General features: G+C 70.7%; 17 protein-coding genes. 6 read left to right on the top strand and 11 right to left on the bottom strand.

Going from position 1 to position 22,566, the window contains the following annotated elements:
• Positions 1-7 precede the first annotated feature (7 nt).
• From OH802_RS13795 to OH802_RS13750, 10 genes are all read right to left on the bottom strand, one after another.
• Entirely contained in the window at positions 8-3,172 is a 3,165-nt protein-coding gene (locus tag OH802_RS13795; protein WP_406028806.1) for a family 78 glycoside hydrolase catalytic domain, read from the bottom strand.
• 93 nt (positions 3,173-3,265) lie between these two features.
• Positions 3,266-3,874: a lactate utilization protein C gene (locus tag OH802_RS13790; protein WP_406028804.1), complete on the bottom strand. Its 609-nt coding sequence runs from the start codon at positions 3,872-3,874 to the stop codon at positions 3,266-3,268.
• Positions 3,867-5,327, bottom strand: a complete 1,461-nt coding sequence (locus tag OH802_RS13785; RefSeq protein WP_406028802.1) for a lactate utilization protein B — start codon at positions 5,325-5,327, stop codon at positions 3,867-3,869. Before OH802_RS13785 ends, OH802_RS13790 begins: the two co-directional genes overlap by 8 nt.
• Positions 5,324-6,064, bottom strand: coding sequence for a (Fe-S)-binding protein (locus OH802_RS13780; protein ID WP_406028800.1), 741 nt, complete (start codon positions 6,062-6,064; stop codon positions 5,324-5,326). The genes OH802_RS13785 and OH802_RS13780 overlap by 4 nt, the downstream gene beginning before the upstream one ends.
• A 41-nt stretch (positions 6,065-6,105) precedes the next feature.
• Complete coding sequence (locus OH802_RS13775; protein ID WP_406028798.1) at positions 6,106-6,333, bottom strand: helix-turn-helix domain-containing protein; 228 nt, start codon at positions 6,331-6,333, stop codon at positions 6,106-6,108.
• Positions 6,334-6,407: 74 nt separating this feature from the next.
• Entirely contained in the window at positions 6,408-9,506 is a 3,099-nt protein-coding gene (locus OH802_RS13770) for a glycosyl hydrolase (RefSeq protein WP_406028796.1), read from the bottom strand.
• A 23-nt stretch (positions 9,507-9,529) separates the two neighbouring features.
• The gene (locus tag OH802_RS13765; RefSeq protein ID WP_406028794.1) at positions 9,530-11,005 is read right to left on the bottom strand and encodes a rhamnulokinase family protein; all 1,476 of its coding nucleotides are present in this window, start codon (positions 11,003-11,005) and stop codon (positions 9,530-9,532) included.
• A complete protein-coding gene (locus OH802_RS13760) occupies positions 11,002-13,032 on the bottom strand; it encodes a bifunctional aldolase/short-chain dehydrogenase (RefSeq protein ID WP_406028792.1) in 2,031 nt (676 codons plus the stop codon). The genes OH802_RS13765 and OH802_RS13760 overlap by 4 nt, the downstream gene beginning before the upstream one ends.
• A 20-nt stretch (positions 13,033-13,052) precedes the next feature.
• The gene (rhaI, locus tag OH802_RS13755) at positions 13,053-14,222 is read right to left on the bottom strand and encodes an L-rhamnose isomerase (protein ID WP_406028790.1); all 1,170 of its coding nucleotides are present in this window, start codon (positions 14,220-14,222) and stop codon (positions 13,053-13,055) included.
• Between the two features lie 192 nt (positions 14,223-14,414).
• Positions 14,415-14,753, bottom strand: coding sequence for an L-rhamnose mutarotase (locus OH802_RS13750; RefSeq protein WP_091048743.1), 339 nt, complete (start codon positions 14,751-14,753; stop codon positions 14,415-14,417).
• Between the two features lie 137 nt (positions 14,754-14,890).
• On the opposite strand from OH802_RS13750, the gene OH802_RS13745 reads away from it, so the two are divergent.
• The 6 genes from OH802_RS13745 to OH802_RS13720 all read left to right on the top strand — a co-directional run bounded on the left by OH802_RS13745 (position 14,891) and on the right by OH802_RS13720 (position 21,455).
• Positions 14,891-15,934, top strand: a complete 1,044-nt coding sequence (locus tag OH802_RS13745) for a LacI family DNA-binding transcriptional regulator (protein WP_406028788.1) — start codon at positions 14,891-14,893, stop codon at positions 15,932-15,934.
• A gap of 84 nt (positions 15,935-16,018) precedes the next feature.
• Positions 16,019-17,041 carry a LacI family DNA-binding transcriptional regulator gene (locus OH802_RS13740; RefSeq protein WP_406028786.1) on the top strand — a complete coding sequence of 341 codons (1,023 nt, stop codon included), beginning with the start codon at positions 16,019-16,021 and terminating at the stop codon, positions 17,039-17,041.
• Positions 17,042-17,153: 112 nt separating this feature from the next.
• On the top strand, positions 17,154-18,305 hold the full coding sequence (locus tag OH802_RS13735) for a Gfo/Idh/MocA family protein (protein WP_406028784.1): 1,152 nt from the start codon (positions 17,154-17,156) through the stop codon (positions 18,303-18,305).
• A complete protein-coding gene (locus tag OH802_RS13730; RefSeq protein WP_406028782.1) occupies positions 18,302-19,486 on the top strand; it encodes a dihydrodipicolinate synthase family protein in 1,185 nt (394 codons plus the stop codon). Before OH802_RS13735 ends, OH802_RS13730 begins: the two co-directional genes overlap by 4 nt.
• Complete coding sequence (locus tag OH802_RS13725; RefSeq protein WP_406028780.1) at positions 19,483-20,334, top strand: sugar phosphate isomerase/epimerase family protein; 852 nt, start codon at positions 19,483-19,485, stop codon at positions 20,332-20,334. The genes OH802_RS13730 and OH802_RS13725 overlap by 4 nt, the downstream gene beginning before the upstream one ends.
• On the top strand, positions 20,334-21,455 hold the full coding sequence (locus OH802_RS13720) for a glycerate kinase (RefSeq protein WP_406028778.1): 1,122 nt from the start codon (positions 20,334-20,336) through the stop codon (positions 21,453-21,455). The genes OH802_RS13725 and OH802_RS13720 overlap by 1 nt, the downstream gene beginning before the upstream one ends.
• A 79-nt stretch (positions 21,456-21,534) precedes the next feature.
• Here OH802_RS13720 and rhaS read toward each other — a convergent pair whose 3' ends face one another.
• A complete protein-coding gene (gene rhaS / locus OH802_RS13715) occupies positions 21,535-22,566 on the bottom strand; it encodes a rhamnose ABC transporter substrate-binding protein (protein ID WP_406028776.1) in 1,032 nt (343 codons plus the stop codon).

Below are 22,566 nucleotides of genomic sequence, written 5' to 3'. Positions count from 1 at the left end.
TTCGGGTTCAGCAGACGGCGCGAAGCCGCTCGATCTCCGGGCTCTCACCCGAGCTCGTGCTGATGACATGGCAGCCGGCGGGCACGTCCTGGATCACCAGGTAGGAGCCCTCACGCGTCGCGGGCGCCGGGCGCCCGTCGAGGAACACCTGCTCCCCGGACGGCGCCGGCAAGAAGACCTCGGCCCGAGAGTTGCCCGGGACACTCACGCCGACGTCGATGCCGCCGTCGGTCGTGGCGTACGCCGCGCCGATGCGTCCGCGGAGGGTGGGCAGGGTGACGTGTGCCCACGGGACCCCGGCGGGCTGTGGCCGGACGCGGAACTCCTCGTAGCCAGGCATCAGGGGCTCGATGCCGAACATGCCTTGGGGCACGTTGTAGGCCGGAGATGCCGCCCAGGGGTGCGACCACGTCATGTTGGGCTTCAGCGAGGTGTCCCAGGCCTCGGCGGTGGCACCGGCTCCCTCCGCGATCATGTTGAGCCAGCTGCGGAGTCCCGTGCTCGTCAGCAGCTGGTGCGCGACGTCTCCGCGGTCGCCGTCGTAGAGGGCCTCGAGGACGAAAGCGGCGCAGTAGACGCTGCAGGCCATGCCACGGGTTCCGATGTAGTCCGCGGCCTGCTGCGCGGCCTCACCTCGGGCGAGTCCGAACGCCGTGGCGAAGACGCTCGCCTGGATCGCCCAGTGCTGGATCGGGGTGCCGTCGGCGTTGAGGCCGTCTCGGTAGGCACCCTTGAGCGAGTCCCACAACCTGTCGTTGGCCGCGTTCCGGAGTCGGTCGGCGATGGCGGTGTACGTCGCCGCGTCGTCGTCGTGGCCCAGCGCCGTCGCGATCTCCGCCATGTCGCGGAACGACCGGTGGCCGATCGCGTTGATGACCGTGTTGTAGGGGCGGAAGACGTAGCCGTCGCGCTCCGATGCCGGCCAGTCGACGATGTCGCAGTCGGTACAGGAGTTGCCGCCGTTGGATCCGGTGTTCTTGCGAATGAGTCCCGTGGACGGCTCGACCCACTTGAGCGGCAGCTTCTCCTGCAGGGCGGCGTAGTTGCGGGCCAGGGCCTCGGTGTCGCCGGTCTGCTGCCAGGAGTCGTGGAAGGCCAGGATCGTGTACATCGGCCACTCGGTCGGCCACGTCCTGCGGGTGAGCAGGTACTCCAGGGAGTAGTTGCCCAGGGTCGGGTCGCTGGAGACGAAGAAGTTGGCCATCATCTGCAGGTAGCTGTCGGCCTCATAGGCACCGCGCTCGCGGCTCCAGGAGTCGACGTAGAGGTCGTGGTTGGTGGCCTCGATGGTGTTGCGCGACAGCGCCCACACGCGGTCGAGGTCGTCGGCGGCGGAGTCGAAGACCGCCTCGTCGGTGTCGAAGGGATAGACCTGCGCCAAGGCGGGGAAGTCGGCGGCGCCCAGACCGGAGGGAGCCCCGATGACCTCGGCGTAGCGGAAGACCCGCATCCCCCAGGTCTCCAGGTGCTGCTCACCGTCGCGCAGCGTCCACTTGTCCTGGTACGTGTTGCCGGTCCGCATGGCGTACCGCACCGTCTGGGGCGCGGACAGCTCTTCGCCGAACCGGAGGTCGAGCACCTGTCCCGCCGTGCCGTCGACGTCCAGGGAGAGACCGCCGATCCAGGTTCGGCCGTAGTCGATGAAGTAGTGGCCGGGCGCCTTCTCCACCACGCTGACCGGCGCCCTCAGCTGCTGCTCCACCTTCGCCGTGGGGGCTGCGCGGAGGTCGCTGAAAGCCGGACGCACCGCGGCGTCGCTCCAGCCGGAGTCATCGAAGCCCGGCTCGGCGAAGCCCTCGGGCCACTGGGCCGACTGCAGGTTCTCCTTCGGCGCCGAGAAGAACGACGTCCCGATGCTGCCGGCGGAGGGGAAGACGAGCCCACCGGAGCGACTCCGCCACTGGGGACCGCTCACGATCGCTTCACGGGTGCCGTCGGCGTACTCCACGACGAGCCGGCCGAGGAAGCGCCGGTCGCTGCTCGTCCAGCCGAGCACTCCGATCGCATTCTCCGCTCCCGGCCGCAGTGCGGCGGTCACGTCGAAGCCGTCGTATCGGGCCTCGCCGCGGATCGGCTGCGTCGGACCGAGACCGACGAACTCGCCGTTGAGCCACGCCTTGTAGACGTACTGCCGGCCCGGCGCGGTCGAGGATGCGGTCGCATAGAGGGTGGCGGCCGAGATCGGCTTGTCGGGCAGCGTGAACTCGTGCCGGAGGAAGGCCCAGTCCTGCGACTCGACACCGTAGACGCAGTTGGCGTTCGTGCCGACCTCGAGCCAGCCGTCCACCGCGGCGCCGCAGGCGAAGTCACTGCTGGCGGAGAAGTCGTTGGCGTAGAGGACCTCGCCCGAGGCGGAGGTGACGGTCAGGTCGTCCCACGCGTTGCGCTCGGACCCGCCCGTGCGGAAGCCGACCGAGCCGGCGGCGAAGTCGGTGAGGGTGCGGGTGTCGATGAGGGTGTCGTCGAGCCACGTGCGGATGGTGCTGCCCTCTGCCTGGATGCGCAGCCGGTAGGAGGTGTCGCGGACGAGGGGCTCGGCCAGCGGCACCGAGTCGAGCTGAGTGAAGGTCCCGCCCACGCGCTTGTGGGGAGCGAAGGTGTTCACCCCGTCGCCGCGGAACTGCCACATGTAGTAGTTGCTGGCGTCCGCGGCCCGGAAGACGATGGTGGCGTTCTGAGAAGTGATCCGGAAGGTGGTGTCGATGGTGACGTCACCCCAGGAGATCGTGCGGGCCGGGGCGAGCCAGATGGGCTGGGCCTGGCCCCACTCCTGACCGGGACCGGTGGTGAAGGTGGAGACGCTCGACCAGTCCGAGCCCTTTCCACGGCCGTCCCAGGTGCGTACTCGCCATTGGTAGGTCTGCTCGGGCTCGAGCGCCGGACCGCCGTAGGGCACGTTGGTGCTCGCCGAGGACCTGACGCGACCGGAGTCCCAGACGCCGGCGGCTCCGATGCCCTCGCTGATCCGGGCGACCTGTACGCGGTAGGCGCTCTGCTCAGCAAAGGGAACGTGCCAGGCCAGCAGCGGCGAGCTGAGGTCCTCCACGTCGCGCGGCGAGGGCAGCTGCGAGACGGTCAGATGGGTGGCCGCCGCGCCGTCGACAGCCACAGCCGGGACCGGAACCGCGACGACGAGGACACTGATCACGATCGCGGCCAGGCGGAGCTTCATGGGGGTCCTCCGGAGCGGGATTGATACGTTTCAGAGCACTCCGAAGACTATGACCCCCGTCACACGATCGGGAAGGGTCGTGGCCGGATCCGGTCACCGTTTGCCGGCGACCACCAGGACGTGGAGGGTGCGGGGGCCGTGAACGCCCTCGACGCGGTCGAGCTCGATGTCGCTGGTGGCCGAGGGGCCGCTGATCCAGGTCTGGGGGCGGGCGGGGTCGAGGACGCCGATGGCATCGGGTACGTCGGGGACCACCTGGTCCTCGCGGACGACGCAGATGTGGGTGTCGGGCACCAGCGAGATGGCTCGGCGGCCCTGGTCGGGCGCGTGGTCGAGGACGATCGTGCCGGTCTCGGCGATGCCGACCCGGGCCTCGGTGACGACCGCTGCGATCCGGTCCAGCTCCGCGGCGGTGAGGGTGCCGTCGTCGACGATGGCGCCGGGGACCTGGACCGACAGGCCGGGCGGGACGACCACCTGGCCGGCGGGGAGCGCGGCGGCGATGCGGTCCTCGAGCTCCTCGGCGTCGCAGCGCTCGACCACGGCGCGGTAGTCGGCCACGCGTTCGGCGAAGAGGTCGACGACCTCGGGGGTCGCGACGGGCGCGAGGTCCCGCGGAACGGACGTCTCCGGGAGCTCGACCGCCGAGCCGGCCAGTGCCTCGCGGACTCTGGCGAGGATCTCGGTGCGTGCGTCAGTCATCGATGCCATCTCTCTTTCGGCCGCCGTCGGTGCGGCCGCCATCCGTGCGCAGCCACCAGGCGCGGAAGCTCTCCCCCGGCGCGTCCGGCAGATCTCGCGCGCCGATCCAGGCGGCGGGTCCGAAACGGCGCGCGAAGCGCATGCCGAGACCGGTGAAGCGCTCGACGGCGGAGAGGCGGCGCGAGCGCCCCAGGACGTACGCCGCACCCTTCATCGCCACCGCCTCCGGCTTCGGCACACCACCTCGGTGGGCGTCGACCACCTGGGCGCGCAGGTCGACCAGGACGGAGGGGATGTCGATGCGTACCGGACAGACCTCGAAGCAGGCGCCGCACAGCGAGGAGGCGTACGGCAGGGAGTCGGTCTGGTCGTCGTGCCCGACGCCCTTCAGCAGCGGGTTGAGGATGGCGCCGATCGGGCCCGGGTAGACCGAGCCGTACGCATGGCCGCCGGTGCGCTCGTAGACCGGGCAGACGTTGAGGCAGGCCGAGCAGCGGATGCAGCGCAGCGCCTGGCGGCCGACCTCGTCGGCCAGGGCGCGGGTGCGGCCGTTGTCGAGCAGCACGACATGCACCTCCTGCGGGCCGTCGCCGGGGGTGATCCCGCTCCACGTCGAGGTGTAGGGGTTCATCCGCTCGCCGGTCGAGGACCGCGGCAGGAGCCTGAGCATCGGGTCGAGGTCCTCCCAGCGGGAGACGACCTTCTCGATGCCGACGACGGAGACCAGCACGTCGGGCAGGGTCAGGCACATCCGGCCGTTGCCCTCCGACTCCACCACGACGAGAGTGCCGGTCTCGGCGACCGCGAAGTTGGCACCGGAGATCCCGACCTTCGCACGCAGGAACTTCTCGCGCAGGTGCTCCCGCGCGGCGGCGGCGAGCACGGCCGGCTCGTCGGTGAGGTCCGCGGGCGCCGGACGGCCGGCGGCCCCCATCTTCGACCGGAAGATCTCGCGGATCTCGGCCCGGTTGCGGTGGATCGCCGGCACCAGGATGTGGCTCGGCAGGTCGTCGCCGAGCTGCACGATCAGCTCGGCCAGGTCGGTCTCCCAGGCCGCGATGCCCTCCTCGGCGAGCGCCTCGTTGAGCCCGATCTCCTGGGTCACCATCGACTTGACCTTGACGACCTCCTCGGCGTCGTGTGCCTTCGCGATCGCAGCGACGATCGCGTTGGCCTCGTCGCCGTCACGGGCCCAGTGGACGGTCGCGCCGTTGGCGGTCAGGGTCTCCTCGAGGCGTACGAGCTGGGTGTCGAGGTCGAGCAGCGCGCGCTCCTTGACCGCGGCACCGGCCAGGCGCAGCTCCTCCCAGTCCTCCACCTCGGCGACGACCTTGGCCCGCTTGGCCCGGATGGTGCCGGTCGCATGGGCGAGGTTGTGGCGCAGCTGGGAGTCGGCGAGGGCCTCTCGCGCGGCCTCCGGGAAGGCCGGCATGCCGACGAACGTGCCGGTCATCGGCCCACCCCCTCGGTCGAGGCGAGGATCTCGGCGAGATGGACGGTGCGTACGCCCGAGCGCTGCCGGGAGAGCACGCCGCCGATGTGGGTCAGGCAGGAGTTGTCACCGGCGACCACGATCTCGGCGCCGGTCTCGCGGATGTGGCGGGCCTTGTCGGCGCCCATCGCGATCGAGGTGTCGGCGTTCTTGACCGCGAAGGTGCCGCCGAAGCCGCAGCACTGGTCGGCGCCGGGCAGGTCGACCAGCCTGATCCCGCGCACCGACTCCAGCAGCCGTTGCGGCCGGTCCCCCACGCCCAGCATCCGCAGCGAGTGGCAGGTCGGGTGGTAGGTCACCCGGTGCGGGTAGTAGGCACCCACGTCCGTCACACCGAGCACGTCGACGAGGAACTCGGAGAGCTCATAGACCTTCGGGGCGATCTCCGCGACCGCCCGCTCCAGGGCCTCGTCGCCGGAGCGGCGGGCCACGATCGAGTGCTGGTGCCGGGCCGATCCCGCGCACGACCCGGACGGCGTCACGACAGCGTCGTAGCCGGCGAAGGCGTCCACGAACGTACGCACCACCGGGACCGCCTCGTCCAGGTAGCCGGTGTTGACCATCGGCTGCCCGCAGCACGTCTGCGCCTGCGGGAAGTCGACCTCGACGCCCAGCCTGCGCAGGAGGCGTACGACGGCCTGACCTGTGCTCGGGTAGAGCGCGTCGTTGATGCACGTGACCATCAGCGCGACTCGCATCCGGCGGCCTCCTTCGTCTCTCTCATGTCCATCACATCAGTTCAGATGAGTCCGGTGCGTACGGCCCGCACGACCGCCTCCACACTCGTCCCCGCTCCCAGCGCGTCCGCGGCCGCCCGGAGACGGCGCCGCACGGTGCGCTCGGAGATGCCCAGCGCACGCGCGATCCGCTCGATCGTGTAGCCCTGGGCGAACAACGCCAGCACCTCCACCTCGTCCGATGGAAGGTCGGTCGAAGAGGAAGGTCGTACGCCGCCCGAGGCCGCCACGGTTCACTCCTGTCTCAGCATGACGCTGATCGTTGGATGGGCCGATCGGCGGGCTCGCGACCGGGACAGCGCGCTCATCCGGCCACCACCTTCTCGACGTAGGGCACCAGGCGCACCGGCCCGGCGAGCCCGTAGCTCTGCCTGGTCGCCACGCCGTAGACCGACGGGGTGACGGTGCGCAGCCGGTTGAGCAGCGTCGAGGCCACCTCGATCTCGATCGTGTTGGAGCCGGCGACCAGGGCGTGGCCCAGGTCGACCACCGGATCCATCGGGTCGCACGGCGCCAGCAGCTCACCGTTGACGCGCACCCGGAAGGTGTCGTTCACCTCGCCGAGCTCCAGGTAGGCGCCGTCCTCCGGGGTCCAGTCGGTGCCGAGGTCGAGGCTCGTGCGGTAGCGGCCGATGCCGGAGGCGTCCTCGAGGCCGGCGACCTTCGACCAGGACTGCGGCGCCGCGAGGTCGCTGGTCACGACCTCCTTCGTCGTCGCGAGGTCCTTGGGGTCGGCCGGGTTCGCCGGCTTCCAGTCCTCGAGCGCGAGGACCCACGACTGCGGCGTCACCGGCTCGCGGACCCGGTCGACGGCGACCTTCACCGTCCGACCGTCGGCCTTGGTGAGCTCGAAGGTGCCGGCGGTCGTCGTACGCAGCGCGACGTTGGCGCCCCGCGCCACCACGGCCTGGCCAGCGGTGGCGACGGGGAGAACAGAGCGGGCGACGCCCGCGCCCGGGGCCGCGAGAGCGACCACGGTGGACTGGCCAGGAACGAGATCGACCCGCACCCGGACCCGGTCACCGGCACGCTCGTAGGCGGCGATCCGGGTGACCTCACCGGTCCACGCGTCCAGCAGCCACGGCACGGCGGCGCGGTCGGTGGCGGTCAGCCAGACGTCCTGCTGCACTGGGTTGAGCCGCCGGTTCTCGGCGTGCCGGGCGTTGGCGAGGTAGTAGAGGTCGACCTTCCCGGTGACGCGCCGGACGTGCATCACCGTCGAGTCGGCGTGCTCGACGTCGCGTACGACACCGAGCGCGGCCAGCGCGTTGCCGACCTCGGCCTCGGGGACGGTGCGGGTGGTCGGCAGGGCGCCGACCTGGGCCATCAGCGAACGCACCTCCGCGGTGGCCGCCTCGCTGTCACGCCCGGCGACGGTCACCTGCGACCAGTCGCCGATGAGCACGATCGGTAGGCCCTTGCGGCCGAGCGCGAGCAGCCGCTTAGCGCCGTCGATCTCCATCGTGAACGCGTTGCTGCGCAGCGAGTCGGGACCGACGACGACGGCCTTGTAGGCCGGACCCTCGGGCGCCAGGCGGCCGTTCGCGACGTCGACGCCGTCGAGCGCGAGCAGCGAGGCGCTGACGAAGGAGTGCGACCAGCCGAGCTTGGTGCCGTTGTTGGTGATCCACTGTGGGCCGATGCCGGTCGAGGCCCAGCCCTTGTGGCGCCAGAACGCGACGTCGTACTTCGGGGCGCCGGTCTGCAGCACCAGCTGGGTGCGGGCGAGGTAGGCGGCGATGCCGGGGATGTGCTGCCACTGCGGGGTTCGCGGTCCCCAGGCCTCCCCGAAGCCGATCGCGTTGTTGTAGTACGGCGAAAAGGCCGCGAAGCCCGGCCAGGTGACGTCGGGCGCCTTCGCGTAGGGGAAGCCGTGGATCATCAGCTGGTTCACGCCGGCGACGAAGATGCTGTTGATCGTGAACAGCGCCTGGTTCTGGGCGGTCGGGCTGGTGCTGTTGGCGCCCCAGGTCGTGTTGTAGGCCGCGCCGTTGTAGCAGATCGCCTCGCAGGAGAGGACCTTGTGGCCGGCGAGGTCGCGGCCGGCGGCCATCACCCGGTAGTCGTCCAGGTTCTTGAACCCCAGGGACTCGGTCTCCGGTACGTCGACCACGGCCGCGTGCTGCATGGTGTCGGTCTCCAGGCCGTAGGGCTGGATCCGGATGCCCATGCCGAGCGTCTTCGCGAACTCCTGCATCGGGCGCAGGTGGTGGTCGCGGTAGAGGTCGGAGAGCACGATGTTGTAGTCGTCGCGGATCTCGTTGGTGCGCAGGTTGTCGGCGGTGGCCGGGTCGGCGGCCGCGATCGAGAACTGGTACTTCTCGTCCTTCTCCAGCACGAACGGCAGCCACGGCCGCAGGTCGTAGCCGTGCTTCGCCTCGAACTCGTCGAGGAGGTCGCGGGTCCAGATCGTCGCCTCGGTCTCGATCTCGAGGGAGTCCTCGAAGAGGTAGCCGCCCGCGGCCCGCAGCAGCGTACGCAGCTCGCCGTCGAGCACCCGGTCCTGCCACAGGTCGATGACCTTCTGGGCGCCGCGACGGTTGAAGTGGTCGACCACGTAGGCACGCGGCGAGGTGTGCGGGCCGGCCTCGGGCTCCTGGCCCGAGCCCCGCTGCCAGGTCGCGAGCACGACCCAGGTGGCGCCGGCCGGCTCGGCCGGCGCGGTCCAGGTGAGGTGCTCGTCCTCGACGCTCTCACTGAGGTCGAGGTAGGAGGCCGGGTCGAGGATCGTGCTGGTGATGTTGTTGTTGCGGTCGCGTACGTAGCCGGTGACGCGGTGCGCCTGCACGGTCACCAGCTCTGCGCGGGTCACCGACGACGCCGGCTCCACGACGGGCTCAGGAAGCGCTGCGTCGTAGGACGAACCGGCACTGACGACCGCCTGTCCGTGCACGAGCTCGGTGCAGGCCGCGTCGTCGTCGGGCGTGATCGTCGGGACGGCCGCAGGCCAGGAAGGTCCGACCGTCAGGTCCACCCGTACGTCCCGCTTCGCCGCCTGCGCGAGCGCGGCCTTGACGCCGGCCACCCATGGCGCCGTCCCCCACCCGTGCGTCGCGACGTCGATGTCGATGTTGCGGGCACGCAGGCTGTGGGTGACGTCGGCGACCTCGAGCACGCCGAAGCCGGCGTCGGCGACCTGGTCGACCTCCCGCGCGACCTCGACAGGGTCGACGAGGCCGTGCGGCCACCACCAGCGGAAGCCCGCGGCTGTGGCGGTCCCCGGCTTGCGGAAGGCCTTGACGAAGGCGTCCGGGAGCCCGGCGGTGCCGGTCGCGGTCATGGCCCCGGCGGGGGGCACGGCTGCGGTCGCGGTAACGCCGGCGGCAGCGGTGCCGATGGTGGCGGCCGCGGTGCCGAAGAGCGCGCGGCGGCTGAGCCGGGCGTTGGAGAGGAAGTCGGTCATGAGGGTGCCTTCGGGGAGCAGGATCAGGAGATGCGGGCCTCTGCGGCGGCCCAGTCCAGGCCGTCGCGCGGCTCGAAGCGGCGTACGTCGTAGGAGCGGCGGACCAGGTCCCGCATCGCGGGGAGGTCAGGCAGGTCGGCCCCGAGAGCCCTGCCCTGGACCAGGACGTTTCCGAGTGCGGCCGCCTCGACCGGACCGGCGAGAACCGGCAGGCCGCAGGCGTCCGCGGTGAGCTGGCAGAGCAGCTCGTTCTGAGAGCCGCCGCCGACGACGTGGACGACCTCGGGCGAGGTGCCCGCGAGGGCGGCGGCGGTGCGGACATGGCGACGGTAGGCGACAGCGAGGCTGTCGAGGATGCAGCGGGTGATCGCGGCCGGCGAGCGCGGGATCGCCTCGTCGGACTCCGCGGCCAGCGCGGCGATCCGCTCCGGCATCGGGTCGGCCGACGTGCTCGGGAAGAGCAGCCGCGGGTCGTTGATGTCGACCACCGTACGCAGCGGCTCGAGCTCCGCCGCGGCCGCGAGCAGCGAGCGAAGCTCGGCGCCCTGGTAGCGCCGCTCGCTCCACGAGCGCAGCGACTCCGACAGGACCCACAGGCCCATCACGTTCTTGAGGAAGCGGATCGTGCCGTCGACGCCGACCTCGTTGGTGAAGTCGGCGAGCCGGGCCTCCTCGGTCAGCACCGGCTGGTCGAGCTCGAGACCGACCAGCGACCAGGTGCCCGAGGAGATGTAGGCGAAGTCGCCGACCTCCGCCGGGACGCCGACGACCGCCGAGGCGGTGTCGTGCGAGCCCACCGCGACCACGGGTACGTCGGTGGTGACACCCAGCTCGTCAGCGACGTCGGGCAGCAGCGTGCCGAGGAGAGAGCCCGGGTCCCGAAGGGGCGGGAGGACCCGTTCGGGAATCCCGAGCTCCCGGCACAGGTCGACCGCCCAGGCGCCCTGACGTACGTCGTAGAGCTGGGTGGTCGAGGCGTTGGTGCGCTCCGCGCCGATCGCACCGGTGAGCCAGTAGCCGAGCAGGTCGGGCAGCAGCAGCATCGTCTCCGCGGAGTCGAAGGCGGTGGTGCCGCGGGCCGCCACCAGCTGGTAGATCGTGTTGAACGGGAGCTGCTGGATGCCTGTGGTGCCGTAGAGCGTCGCCGCGCCGATCTGGGCGACGACCTTCTCCGCGATCCCCTCGACGCGGGCGTCGCGGTGGCTGAAGACCTGGCCGAGGAGCTGGCCGTCGTGGTCCAGCAGCCCGTGGTCGATGGCCCAGGAGTCGATGCCGATGCCGTGCAGCGGTCCGGTCCGGGCCACCTCGCGGATGCCGGTGAGCACCTCGCGATGGATGCCGAGCACGTCCCAGAAGAGCGAGCCGCGGACACGTACCGCCCCGTTCGGGAAGCGGTGCAGCTGGTCGATCTCGACCCGGTCGCCACCGATCCGGCCGGACATGACCCGGCCGGAGGTGGCGCCCAGGTCGACCGCCGCGACCCGGAGATGAGGGCTCATCGCAAGAAGGCGGCGGCGACGCCGGCGTCGACCGGCACGTGCAGTCCGGTGGTGTGGGTCAGGTCGGGGCCGCAGAGCACGAAGACGGCGTTGGCGATGTTCTCGGGCAGCACCTCGCGCTTGAGCAGGGTGCGCTGGGCGTAGAACTTGCCGAGCTCCTCCTCCTTGACCCCGTAGACCTCGGCGCGCTTGGCGCCCCAGCCACCGGCGAAGATGCCGGAGCCCTGGACCACACCGTCGGGGTTGATGCCGTTGACCTTGATGCCGTGCTCACCGAGCTCGGCTGCCAGCAGCCGGACCTGGTGGGCCTGGTCGGCCTTGGCCGCGCCGTACGCGACGTTGTTGGGCCCCGCGAAGAGCGAGTTCTTCGAGGAGATGTAGACGATGTCGCCGCCCATCTCCTGCTCGATCAGCACCTTCGCGGCAGCCTTGGAGACCAGGAACGAGCCCTTGGCCATCACGTCGTGCTGGAGGTCCCAGTCGCGCTCGGTGGTCTCCAGCAGCGACTTCGACAGCGACAGGCCGGCGTTGTTGACGACCAGGTCGACACCGCCGAAGGCGAGCACCGCGGCGTCGAACATCGCCTGCACGGCGGCCTCGTCGGAGACGTCGGCGGCGAGGCCGACGGCGACGTCAGGGCCACCGATCTCGGCGGCCGCGGTCTCGGCCTTGGCGAGGTCGAGGTCGGCGATCACGACGCAGGCACCCTCGGCGGCGAGCCGCTTCGCGGTGGCCTTACCGATGCCGGAGGCGGCGCCGGTGACCAGGGCGACCCTGGTCGCGAGGGGCTTGGGGGCGGGCATCCGCTGGAGCTTGGCCTCCTCGAGCGCCCAGTACTCGATCCGGAACTTCTCCGACTCGTCGATCGGGGCGTACGTCGAGAGCCCCTCGGCACCGCGCATCACGTTGATCGCGTTGACGTAGAACTCCCCCGCCACCCGGGCGGTCTGCTTGTTCTTGCCGAAGGAGAACATGCCGACGCCGGGGACCAGGACGATGAGCGGGTCCTTGCCGCGGATGGCGGGGCTGTTCTGGTCGGCGTGCCGGTCGTAGTAGGCCTGGTAGTCCGCGCGGTAGCCGACCGCGAGCTCCTTGAGGCGAGCGATCGACTCCTCGACGGTCGCGTTCGCCGGGAGGTCGAGGACCAGCGGCTTGACCTTGGTGCGCAGGAAGTGGTCGGGGCACGACGTGCCGAGCTCGGCCAGGCGCGGGTGGGCCTCGTGGGCGAGGAAGTCGAGGACCACCTCGGAGTCGTTGAAGTGACCGACCATCGGCTGGTCCGCCGAGGCGATGCCACGGATCGTGGGGGCCAGAGCAGCCGCCTTCGTACGGCGCTCCTCCTCCGGCAGGGCCGCGTAGCCCTCGAGCGCGGGACCGAACGGCTCCGCCTTGCTGTGCTCCTCGATGTAGGCAGCCGCCGTGTCGATGATCCACAGCGAGTTCTTCTCGGCCTCCTCCGACGTGTCGCCCCACGCGGTGATGCCGTGACCACCCAGGACGCAGCCGACCGCCTGCGGGTTCTTCGCCTTGATCTCGGCGATGTCGAGACCGAGCTGGAAGCCGGGACGGCGCCACGGCACCCAGACGACCTGGTCGCCGAAGATCGAGGTCGTCAGCGCCTCACCGTCGGCCGCGGTCGCGATCGCGATGCCGGAGTCGGGGTGGAGGTGGTCGACGTGGGCGGCGTCCACGAGACCGTGCATCGCGGTGTCGATCGACGGCGCCGCACCGCCCTTGCCGTGCAGGCAGTAGTCGAACGCGGCGACCATCTCGTCCTCGCGGTCGACGCCCGGGTAGACGTCGACGAGCGCGCGCATCCGGTCGAGCCGGAGCACGGCGAGGCCACTCTCCTTGAGGGTGCCGAGGTCACCGCCGGAGCCCTTCACCCAGAGCAGCTCGACGTCCTGGCCCGTCACCGGGTCGGTCGCGGTGCCCTTGGCGGAGGTGTTGCCGCCGGCGTAGTTGGTGTTCTTGGGATCCGCGCCGAGTCGGTTCGAGCGCGCGATCAGGTCTTCTGCAGTGGTCATCTGTTTCTCGTCCATCTGGTTCACAGCCATCCGGCCTGGGTGCCGCCGACACGAGCGGCTTCGATCTGTTCCTGGTAGCCGCTGGCGAGGTAGGCGCGCATCGGGTCCGCGGCCAGGCCACGGTCCTCACGCCACCCGCCGAGGTCGGCGCGTACGTCGGTGTAGAAGGCGTCCATGAAGATCTCGTTGGCCAGGAGTACGTCGCCGTCCTCCTGAGCCTGGGCGAGAGCATCGGTGTCGAGGAGGAGCGCCCGTGCGGACATCTCCTGGACGTTGAGCACGGACCGGATCTGGCCCGGGATCTTCTTCTCGATGTTGTGGCACTGGTCGAGCATGAAGGCGACCCCACCCTCGGCCACGGGCTTGAACCCGCCGCCACGGACCACCTCGACGAGGATCCGGAAGAGCTGGAACGGGTCGGCCGCACCGACGATCAGGTCGTCGTCGGCGTAGAAGCGGCTGTTGAAGTCGAAGGAGCCGAGCTTCCCCAGCCGCAGCAGCTGCATCACGATGAACTCGATGTTGGTGCCGGGCGCGTGGTGGCCGGTGTCGAGGCACACGACGGCCCGGTCGCCGAGGGCGCTGACCTGGGCGAACGAGGTGCCCCAGTCGGGGACGTCGGTGTGGTAGAACGCCGGCTCGAAGAACTTGTACTCGAGCACCAGGCGCTGCTCCTCACCGAGGCGCTCGTAGATGGTCGCGAGCGACTCGGCGAGCCGGTCCTGGCGGCCGCGCATGTCGGCCTGGCCGGGGTAGTTGGACCCCTCGGCGAGCCAGATCTTCAGGTCACGCGAGCCGGTCGCGTGCATCACCTCGATGCACTCGAAGTGGTGGTCGATCGCCTTCTGCCGGATCTTCGCGTCGGTGTGGGTGAGCGCGCCGAGCTTGTAGTCGTCCTCCTGGAAGGTGTTGGAGTTGATCGTGCCGAGCGCGATCCCCTGGTCCTCGGCGAAGCCGCGCAGCGCCGCGTAGTCCTCGACCCTGTCCCACGGGATGTGCAGCGCGACACTCGGCGCCAGGCCGGTGAAGCGGTGGACGGTGGCCGCGTCGGCGACCTTCTCCTCGGGGGTGCGCGGTGTGCCCGGGGTGCCGAAGACCTTGAACCGGGTCCCCGAGTTTCCGTAGGCCCACGAGGGGACCTCGATCTCGAGGGCGGCCAGGTCGCCCGAGATCTGGTCGAACGTCGTCATCGGAGAGCCTCTCTGTGTGCGGTTGAAAGGTTTCAAAGCGCGCATCCGACGTTAGTGGCGCACGTCACTTGCGTCAAGAGGAGGCTGGGTTTCGTTGCGTTTCAGTTTGCTCCGGTCCTCGCCGAGTCGGCGCGTCCTGACCACAACCGTCGCCGAGTCGGCGCGTTAGAACGCGCCGACCCGGCGAGGGATTCAGTCGCGACCGAGCTGGTCCTCGAGGTGGAAGACCTCCTCGAGGCGGAGGAAGCCCTCGTCGGGCGCGACGCCGTCGAGGTCCTCGAAGAACTCCGCCATCTCCGCCTGCCAGCGGGCGTTGACCTCGGTGGCCGCCATCCCGGCCTGAGCAGCCTCGATGGAGGGGGTCTCGACGTAACCGATGAGCAGGCCGTCGGGGCGGAGGAACAGGGAGTAGTTGTGCCATCCGGTCTCCGCGAGTGCCCGGAGCATGTCGGGCCAGACGGCGGCATGGCGCCGCTTGTACTCCTCGATGCGCTCGGGCTTGACCTGCAGCTGGAAGCAGACGCGCTCCATGACAACCTCCGATGAAACGATTTAGACACGGACGCTAATGAGCATGTCCGACATCGGTCAATCCCGGTAGCGTCCTTCCTCGTCACAGCGCCGTCCACGGCCTATGCTGCGATTGAACGTTTCAGGAAGGAGCCCAGGTGGCGATCACCCCAGGTGCGGGTACACCGCGTAGCGCCTCGGTCAAGGACGTCGCGGCCACCGCAGGCGTCTCCCTCGGCACGGTGTCCAACGTGCTCAACCGCCCCGACCGGGTCAGCCGGACGACACGCGAGCGGGTCGAGCGCGCGATGGCCGACCTCGGCTTCGTACGCAACGAGTCGGCGCGCTCCCTGCGCACCGGCAGCACCCAGTCGCTGGCCTACGTCATGCTCGACGCCGGCAACCCGTTCTTCACCGACGTGGCCCGCGGCATCGAGCTGGCCGCCGAGGCGGCCGGGCTCTCGCTGTTCCTGTGCAACAGCGACGGCCGCTCGGCCCGCGAGGGTGCCCACCTGGCCCACCTGCAGCAGCAGCGGGTCCAGGGCATCCTGATCACCCCGGTCGACCCCGACGACCCACAGCTCGACCAGCTGATCGAGCGGGGCACCCCGGTCGTCATCGTTGACCGCACCCGGGCCGGGTCGTCGTTCTGCTCCGTCGCCGTCGACGACGTCCTGGGCGGGCGGCTGGCCGTCGAGCACCTCATCGACGCCGGCCACAAGCGGGTGGCGTACGTCGGTGGGCCGGAGTCGATCGGACAGGTCCGCGACCGTGGCGAGGGCGCCCGGCAGGCCTGGGCCGAGGCCGGGCTGCCGCCCGAGGACCTGGTGGTGCTCTCCTGCGAGGCGCCGACCGTCGCCTGTGGCCGCGCCGCCGGCGAGCGGCTCGTCGGGCTGTCCGCCCGGCGACGCCCGACCGCCGCGTTCTGCGCCAACGACCTGCTCGCGCTCGGACTGCTCCAGCAGACGATCTCCAGCGGCCGGACCGTACCCGGCGACCTCGCGATCGTCGGCTACGACGACATCGAGTTCGCCGCCGCCGCGGCCGTTCCGCTCACCTCCGTACGCCAGCCACGTCAGGACCTCGGCCGCCGCGCCGCCGAATTGCTCCTCGACGAGGTCGGCGACCCCGCTCACCAGCACGAGCAGGTCGTCTTCACCCCCGAGCTCGTCGCCCGCGCCTCCACCCTCGGACGCCCCTGACCGTCGAGTCGGCCGAAGCAGGAGCGGGCGTACGTCTTCATCGGATGCCTTAGGCTCCAGGATCGGAAGCCGAAGGAGAGTCAGTTGACCGGAGAGCGCGCAGCGACGCTGAGCGATGTCGCCCGCGAGGCAGGGGTCTCGCTGGCCACCGCGTCGCGCGCGTTGAACGGGAGCGACCGGGTGGTGCGCCCCGAGCTCCAGGAGCGGGTCCTGGCCGCGGCGAACAAGCTCGGCTACACGCCCAACGCCAACGCCCAGGCGATGGCGCGCGGCTCGACCGAGACGGTCGGGCTCCTGGTGAAGGACATCTCCGACCCCTACTTCTCCACCATCGCCGGCGGCCTGGCCGACGAGGCCGAGAAGCACGGCCTGCTGGTGATGCTGTGCAACACCGGCGGCCAGCCCGAGCGCGAGCAGAAGTTCCTGGCCGCGCTGCGGCGCCAGCGCAGCCGGGCGATCGTGCTGGCGGGAAGCGACACGGCCGACGTACGCCACACCAGCGAGGTCGCCGACCTGCTGACGTCCTACCTGGACGGCGGCGGCCGGGCGGCCGCGATCAGCCAGCCGCGCCTGCCCGTCGACACCGTCGTGATCGACAACCACGGCGGCGCCAAGGCGCTGGCCGAGCGGCTGGTCGGCCTCGGCTACCGCCGTGCCGCGGTGCTCACCGGCCCCGAGAACCTGCTGGTCTCGGCCGAGCGTCACGCCGGCTTCGCGGAGGGATGGCTGGAGGCGACCGGCTCGGAGCCGGCGTACGTCTCCGACGAGTTCAGCCGCGACGGCGGACGCCGGGCGATGACCCGGCTGCTCGATGACGGCCCGAAGGTGGACTGCGTCTTCGCGGTCAACGACCTGATGGCGGTCGGCGCCCTGGCCGCCTGCCGGCAGGCCGGCGTCGAGGTCGGGCCCGATCTGGCCGTCGCCGGCTTCGACGACATCGCCACACTGCGCGACGTGACGCCCGGGCTGACCACCGTACGTCTCCCCCTGGCCGACATCGGCCGGCTCGCGCTCGAGCTCGTCCTCGGCAAGCCGTCGGCGGAGCTTCGCAAGCGGTCCGTCCACGGCGAGGTCGTGCTGCGGGAGAGCACTCCACCGCGTTCCTGAGTCCGGCCTGACGGAACACCCTCTTGCGACGGCCATCACATTTGCCATACCGTATTGGAAAGCGCTTTCCCCCATCGCTTTCCCGCGATTCCAGCAGACGAGGAACCCTCACATGGCCACACGACGGCTCGGCATCATCATGAACGGCGTCACCGGACGCATGGGCTACCGCCAGCACCTGGTGCGCAGCATCCTGGCGATCCAGGAGCAGGGCGGTGTCGAGCTCTCCGACGGCACCCGGATCCTGCCCGACCCGATCCTGGTCGGACGCAATGCCGAGAAGCTCCAGGACATCGCCAAGGAACATGGCCTGGACCGTTGGACCACCGACCTCGACGAGGCCCTCGCCGACGCCGAGGACACCGTCTACTTCGACTCCCAGCTGACCAACGTCCGCGAGACCGCCATCACCAAGGCGGTCGCGGCCGGCAAGCACATCTACACCGAGAAGCCGATCGCCGACGACGTCGAGGGCTCGCTGCGCCTGGCGCGTCTGGCGGCCGACGCGGGCGTGAAGAGCGGCGTCGTCCACGACAAGCTCTACCTGCCCGGCCTCCTCAAGCTGAAGCGGCTCGTCGACTCCGGCTTCTTCGGCCGCATCCTCAGCGTGCGCGGCGAGTTCGGCTACTGGGTCTTCGAGGGCGATCTGCAGCCCGCCCAGCGGCCGAGCTGGAACTACCGCAAGGAGGACGGCGGCGGCATCACCACCGACATGTTCCCCCACTGGAACTACGTCCTGGAGAACCTCTTCGGGAAGGTCGAGGCCGTCACCGCCAAGGTCGTCACCCACATCCCCGAGCGCTGGGACGAGAAGGGCAACGCCTACGCCGCCACCGCCGACGACTCCGCCTATGGCATCTTCGAGCTCGAGGGCGGCATCGTCGCGCAGATCAACTCCTCGTGGGCCACGCGGGTCAACCGCGGCGAGCTGGTCGAGTTCCACGTCGACGGCACCCACGGCTCCGCCGTCGCCGGCCTGCACCACTGCGTCGCCCAGGACCGCAACCTGACCCCGAAGCCGGTCTGGAACCCCGACCTGGTCGAGAGCATCCGGTTCCGCGAGCTGTGGAGCGAGGTGCCCGACAACCAGCCCTTCGACAACGGCTTCAAGGCCCAGTGGGAGCAGTTCATCCGCTACGTCGAGGGCGACGGCGACCACCCCTACGACTTCATGGCGGGGGTCCGCGGCGTCAGGCTCGCCGAGGCCGGACTCGCGTCCTCGACCGAGGGCCGTCGGATCGAGCTCGGAGAGATCCAGCTGTGACCTCAGTACGCCTCCCGCTGCCCGACGGCGGCACCGAGCTCCACACGCTCGCGGTCCCCAGGAAGTGGACGAAGCCGAGTGCGCCGTTCACCTCCCGCACCGCGTACGCCGCCGCCCACGTCGTCCCCCGCACGCTCGCCGAGAACGTGCCCGGCGCCCCCGCGGACATCGACTGGGACCGCACCCTGGCCTACCGGCACGAGCTGTGGTCCTACGGTCTCGGCGTCGCCGAGGCGATGGACACCGCGCAGCGCGGCATGGGCGTCAACTGGGCCGCCGCGGCAGAGCTGATCCGCCGCTCGGCCGCCGAGGCGGCCACCGTGGGCGGGTCGATCGCCTGCGGTGCCGGCACGGACCAGCTCACCCTCGACGCCGTACCCGAGGGCAGGGCCGGCCTGGCCACCGTCGTCGACGCCTACCGCGAGCAGATGAAGGTCGTCGCCGACACCGGCGCGACCACGATCGTGATGGCCTCGCGCGCGCTCGCCCGGGTCGCCCGGAGCGCGGAGGACTACGCCGAGGTCTACGCGACCATTCTCGACGAGGCCGAGAGCCCGGTGATCCTGCACTGGCTGGGCGACATGTTCGACCCGGCGCTGGCGGGCTACTGGGGCTCCTCCTCGGTCGAGGAGGCGACCGAGACCTTCCTCGACGTCATCCGGGCCCGTCCCGGCAAGGTCGACGGGGTCAAGGTCTCGCTCCTCGACGCCGAGCACGAGGTCGGGCTGCGCCGGGCGCTGCCCGGCGGCGTACGGCTCTACACGGGGGACGACTTCAACTACCCCGAGCTGATCGTCGGCGGGGGCACCGGGGAGGGCGAGTTCTCGCACGCGCTGCTCGGCATCTTCGCCGCGATCTACCCAGCCGCCTCGGCCGCGCTGCAGGCGCTCGACGCCGGTGATCCCGAGACGGCCAAGCACCTGCTGGAGAGCACCCAGGCGCTCGGCCGCAAGATCTTCGAGGCACCGACCTACTACTACAAGACCGGGATCGCGTTCCTCTCCTGGCTCAACGGCCACCAGCCCGGCTTCTCGATGGCCGGAGGCCTGCACGCCGGTCGCTCGGTGCCCCATCTGGCCGAGGTGTTCAGGTTGGCCGACGCGGCCGGCCTGCTGACCAGCCCCGACCTCGCGGCCGCACGCATGCGCGCCTTCCTCACCGTGCAAGGAGTCGACCAGTGACCGACAGCAGCACCGGGCTGGAACGCCTCTCGCTCAACACCAAGACCACCAACTCCTGGACCCTCGCCGAGGCCGTCGACGGTGCAGCTCGCGCCGGCATCCCCGCCCTCGGACTGTGGCGCGACCGCGTGCACGAGGCCGGGCTGGAGAAGGCCGCCAAGCTCGTACGCGACGCCGGTCTGCGCGTCTCCTCGCTCTGCCGCGGCGGCTTCCTGACGGCCTCCGACGAGGCCGGGATCGCCAGCGCCCTCGAGGACAACAAGCGGGCGATCGACGAGGCCGCGACGCTCGGCACCGACGCGCTGGTGATGGTCGTCGGTGGCCTCCCCGAGGGCGATGTGGACCTGGCCGGTGCCCGGGAGCGGGTCGCCGAGCGGCTCGGCGAGCTGGCACCGTACGCAGGTGACCACGGCGTGAAGCTCGTCCTGGAACCGCTGCACCCGATGTACGTCGCCGACCGCGCGGTCATCTCGACCCTCGGCCAGGCGCTCGATCTGGCCACGCCGCACCCGGTCGACGCGGTCGCGGTCGTCGTGGACACGTTCCACGTCTTCTGGGACCCGGACATCGCGGCCCAGATCGAGCGGGCAGGCGCGGAGCGCCGGATCGCGGCGTACCAGGTCTGCGACTTCAACCTGCCGATCCCCTCCGACGCGCTGCTGGCGCGCGGGATGATGGGCGACGGGGTCATCGACTTCGCGTCGATCACGCGGATGGTCGCCGCGACCGGCTACACCGGCGACGTCGAGGTCGAGATCTTCAACGAGGCGGTCTGGGCCAGCGACCCCGACGAGGTGCTCGCCACCATGGCGCAGCGCTACCGCGACCTCGTCCTCCCCCACCTGTGATGCCGGCTGGTCGGGTCGTCATCGCCTGCGACAAGTTCAAGGGCTCCCTGACCGCGCGCGAGGTCGACGAGGCGGTGGCCGCCGGGATCCTCGCGGCGAACCCCGAGACAGAGGTACGCATCGTGCCGATCGCCGACGGCGGCGACGGCACGGTGGCAGCGCTGGCCGGCGCCGGCTTCGACCTGGTGCCGGTCGAGGTCGCCGGCCCGACCCTCGAGCCGGTGGCGGCACACTACGCCGTACGCGGCGACCTGGCGGTCGTCGAGCTCGCCGACACCTGCGGGCTGCTGCGGCTGCCCGGTGGCCGGCTCGCCCCGCTCACCGCATCCTCCCGCGGTCTCGGTGAGGCCGTGCTCGCCGCCATCGAAGGTGGTGCTCGCACGGTCGTCATCGGCCTCGGCGGTAGTGCCAGCAACGACGGCGGCGCCGGAATGCTCCGCGCCCTCGGCGCGCGGCTCGTCGACGCTTCCGGCGCAGAGATCGCCGAGGGCGGCGGCTCGCTCCGAAGCCTCGCGGAGATCGACCTCTCGCGCCTCGACCCTCGGCTCCGGGAGACCGAGATCGTGGTCGCCTGCGACGTCGACAACCCGCTGCTCGGCCCCCGCGGCGCGGTCGCCACCTTCTCCGCGCAGAAGGGCGCCGGCCCCGCGGACCAGGAGCTTCTCGAGGCAGCCCTGACGACGTACGCAGCCGCCGTCGCCGATACCACCGGACGCGATCCCGCCGAGATCGTCGAGGCGCCCGGCGCGGGCGCGGCCGGCGGCGTCGGGTTCGCCGCCCTCGCGGTGCTGGGCGGGCGGGTCGAGCGCGGCGTCGAGCTGCTGCTCGGCCTCGTGGGCTTCGCCGAGGCGCTCGCCGGCGCCGACCTTGTGGTCACCGGCGAAGGCTCCTTCGACCACCAGACCCTGTCCGGGAAGGCGCCGCTCGGTGTACTCGAGGCCGCGTACAAGCACGGCGTCCCAGCCGTCGTCGTCTGCGGCCGCACCACCCTCTCCCCCGCCGAGGCCGAGCGTGCCGGCGCCACCGCCGTCCACGCCCTCACCGACCTCGAGCCCGACCCCGAGCGCTGCATGACGAACGCCGCCGAGCTGCTCTCACAGCTCGGCGGCGAACTCGGGTAACACGTCGTTCGTCGGACTATCCGGTCGTTCCCATAGGGCGAGTAGTCCTACGAACAGCGTGTTACACGGGGCGGGAGGCTCAGAAGTCGAAGTCGTCGATGTTCGACTCGTCGAAGACTGTCGGCTCACCGAGGACGACTACGCCGTCCGCGCCTACGGTGTATTCACCCAGGTCACCGGCCTCGAAGGTGTCCCCCTCCTTGCCCTCGATGTCACCGGAGGCGAGCGCGTCGGCGGTGTACGCGGCCAGGTAGCCGAGCTGCTCGGGGTCCCACAGCGCGAAGGCCTTGACGGTGCCGTCCTTGACGTACTCCCGCATCTGGTTCGGGGTGCCGAGACCGGTCAGCGCGACCTTGCCCTTGTACTCCGAGTCGGACAGGTAGCGCGCGGCCGCGGCGATGCCGACCGTCGTCGGGCTGATGATGCCCTTGAGGTTCGGGTGGGACTGCAGCAGGCCGGCGGTCTTGTCGAACGACTTCTGGTCGTCGTCGTCACCGTAGACGGTCTGGACGAGCTTGATGTTCGGGTGGTTCGCGGCCAGCTCCTCCTCCATCAGCTTGATCCACTCGTTCTGGTTGGTGGCGTTGGCCGCCGCGGAGAGGATCGCGACCTCGCCCTTGTCGCCGATCTGCTCGGCGATCAGGTCGACCTGGCTCTTGGCGATGCCGGCGGCGTCGGCCTGGCTGACGAAGGCGTCGCGGAACTGCGGCTCGGTGTCGGAGTCCATCGTGACGACCTTGGTGCCGGCCTTGCGGGCCTCGTCGAGGGCGTCACCGATGGCGGTCGGGTCGTTGGCCGAGACGACGAGCGCACCGGCACGCTGCTGGGTCGCGGTGTTGATGAAGCTGACCTGGGAGTCGGGGGTCGACTCGGTCGGGCCCACCTGCGACCACTTGGTGCCGATCTCGTCGGCGGCCTTCTTGCCGCCCGTGTCGGAGGCGTCGAAGTAGGGGTTGCCGAGGTTCTTCGGGATGAAGGTGATGCTGCTGGTGTCGCCGCCACCCTCTCCATCGCTGCCGCTGTCGCTCCCGCCGCCGCAGGCGGACAGGGCGAGGCCGAGGGCCGCAACGATGGCGACGGCACTGCCTGCGCGTCGGAACTTGCTGGTCAT

Source organism: Nocardioides sp. NBC_00850, assembly GCF_045207335.1.
Lineage (GTDB): Bacteria > Actinomycetota > Actinomycetes > Propionibacteriales > Nocardioidaceae > Nocardioides.
The sequence above is the reverse complement of the archived record's forward strand: the minus strand, read 5'-3'. Positions and strand labels throughout refer to the sequence as shown.

Excerpts from the sequence above, each read along its gene's own strand:
- OH802_RS13795 (WP_406028806.1), bottom strand. The coding sequence starts at position 3,172 with ATGAAGCTCCGCCTGGCCGCGATCGTGATCAGTGTCCTCGTCGTCGCG.
- OH802_RS13790 (WP_406028804.1), bottom strand. The coding sequence starts at position 3,874 with ATGACTGACGCACGCACCGAGATCCTCGCCAGAGTCCGCGAGGCACTG.
- OH802_RS13785 (WP_406028802.1), bottom strand. The coding sequence starts at position 5,327 with ATGACCGGCACGTTCGTCGGCATGCCGGCCTTCCCGGAGGCCGCGCGA.
- OH802_RS13780 (WP_406028800.1), bottom strand. The coding sequence starts at position 6,064 with ATGCGAGTCGCGCTGATGGTCACGTGCATCAACGACGCGCTCTACCCG.
- OH802_RS13770 (WP_406028796.1), bottom strand. The coding sequence starts at position 9,506 with ATGACCGACTTCCTCTCCAACGCCCGGCTCAGCCGCCGCGCGCTCTTC.
- OH802_RS13765 (WP_406028794.1), bottom strand. The coding sequence starts at position 11,005 with ATGAGCCCTCATCTCCGGGTCGCGGCGGTCGACCTGGGCGCCACCTCC.
- OH802_RS13760 (WP_406028792.1), bottom strand. The coding sequence starts at position 13,032 with ATGACCACTGCAGAAGACCTGATCGCGCGCTCGAACCGACTCGGCGCG.
- rhaI (WP_406028790.1), bottom strand. The coding sequence starts at position 14,222 with ATGACGACGTTCGACCAGATCTCGGGCGACCTGGCCGCCCTCGAGATC.
- OH802_RS13750 (WP_091048743.1), bottom strand. The coding sequence starts at position 14,753 with ATGGAGCGCGTCTGCTTCCAGCTGCAGGTCAAGCCCGAGCGCATCGAG.
- OH802_RS13735 (WP_406028784.1), top strand. The coding sequence starts at position 17,154 with ATGGCCACACGACGGCTCGGCATCATCATGAACGGCGTCACCGGACGC.
- OH802_RS13720 (WP_406028778.1), top strand. The coding sequence starts at position 20,334 with ATGCCGGCTGGTCGGGTCGTCATCGCCTGCGACAAGTTCAAGGGCTCC.
- rhaS (WP_406028776.1), bottom strand. The coding sequence starts at position 22,566 with ATGACCAGCAAGTTCCGACGCGCAGGCAGTGCCGTCGCCATCGTTGCG.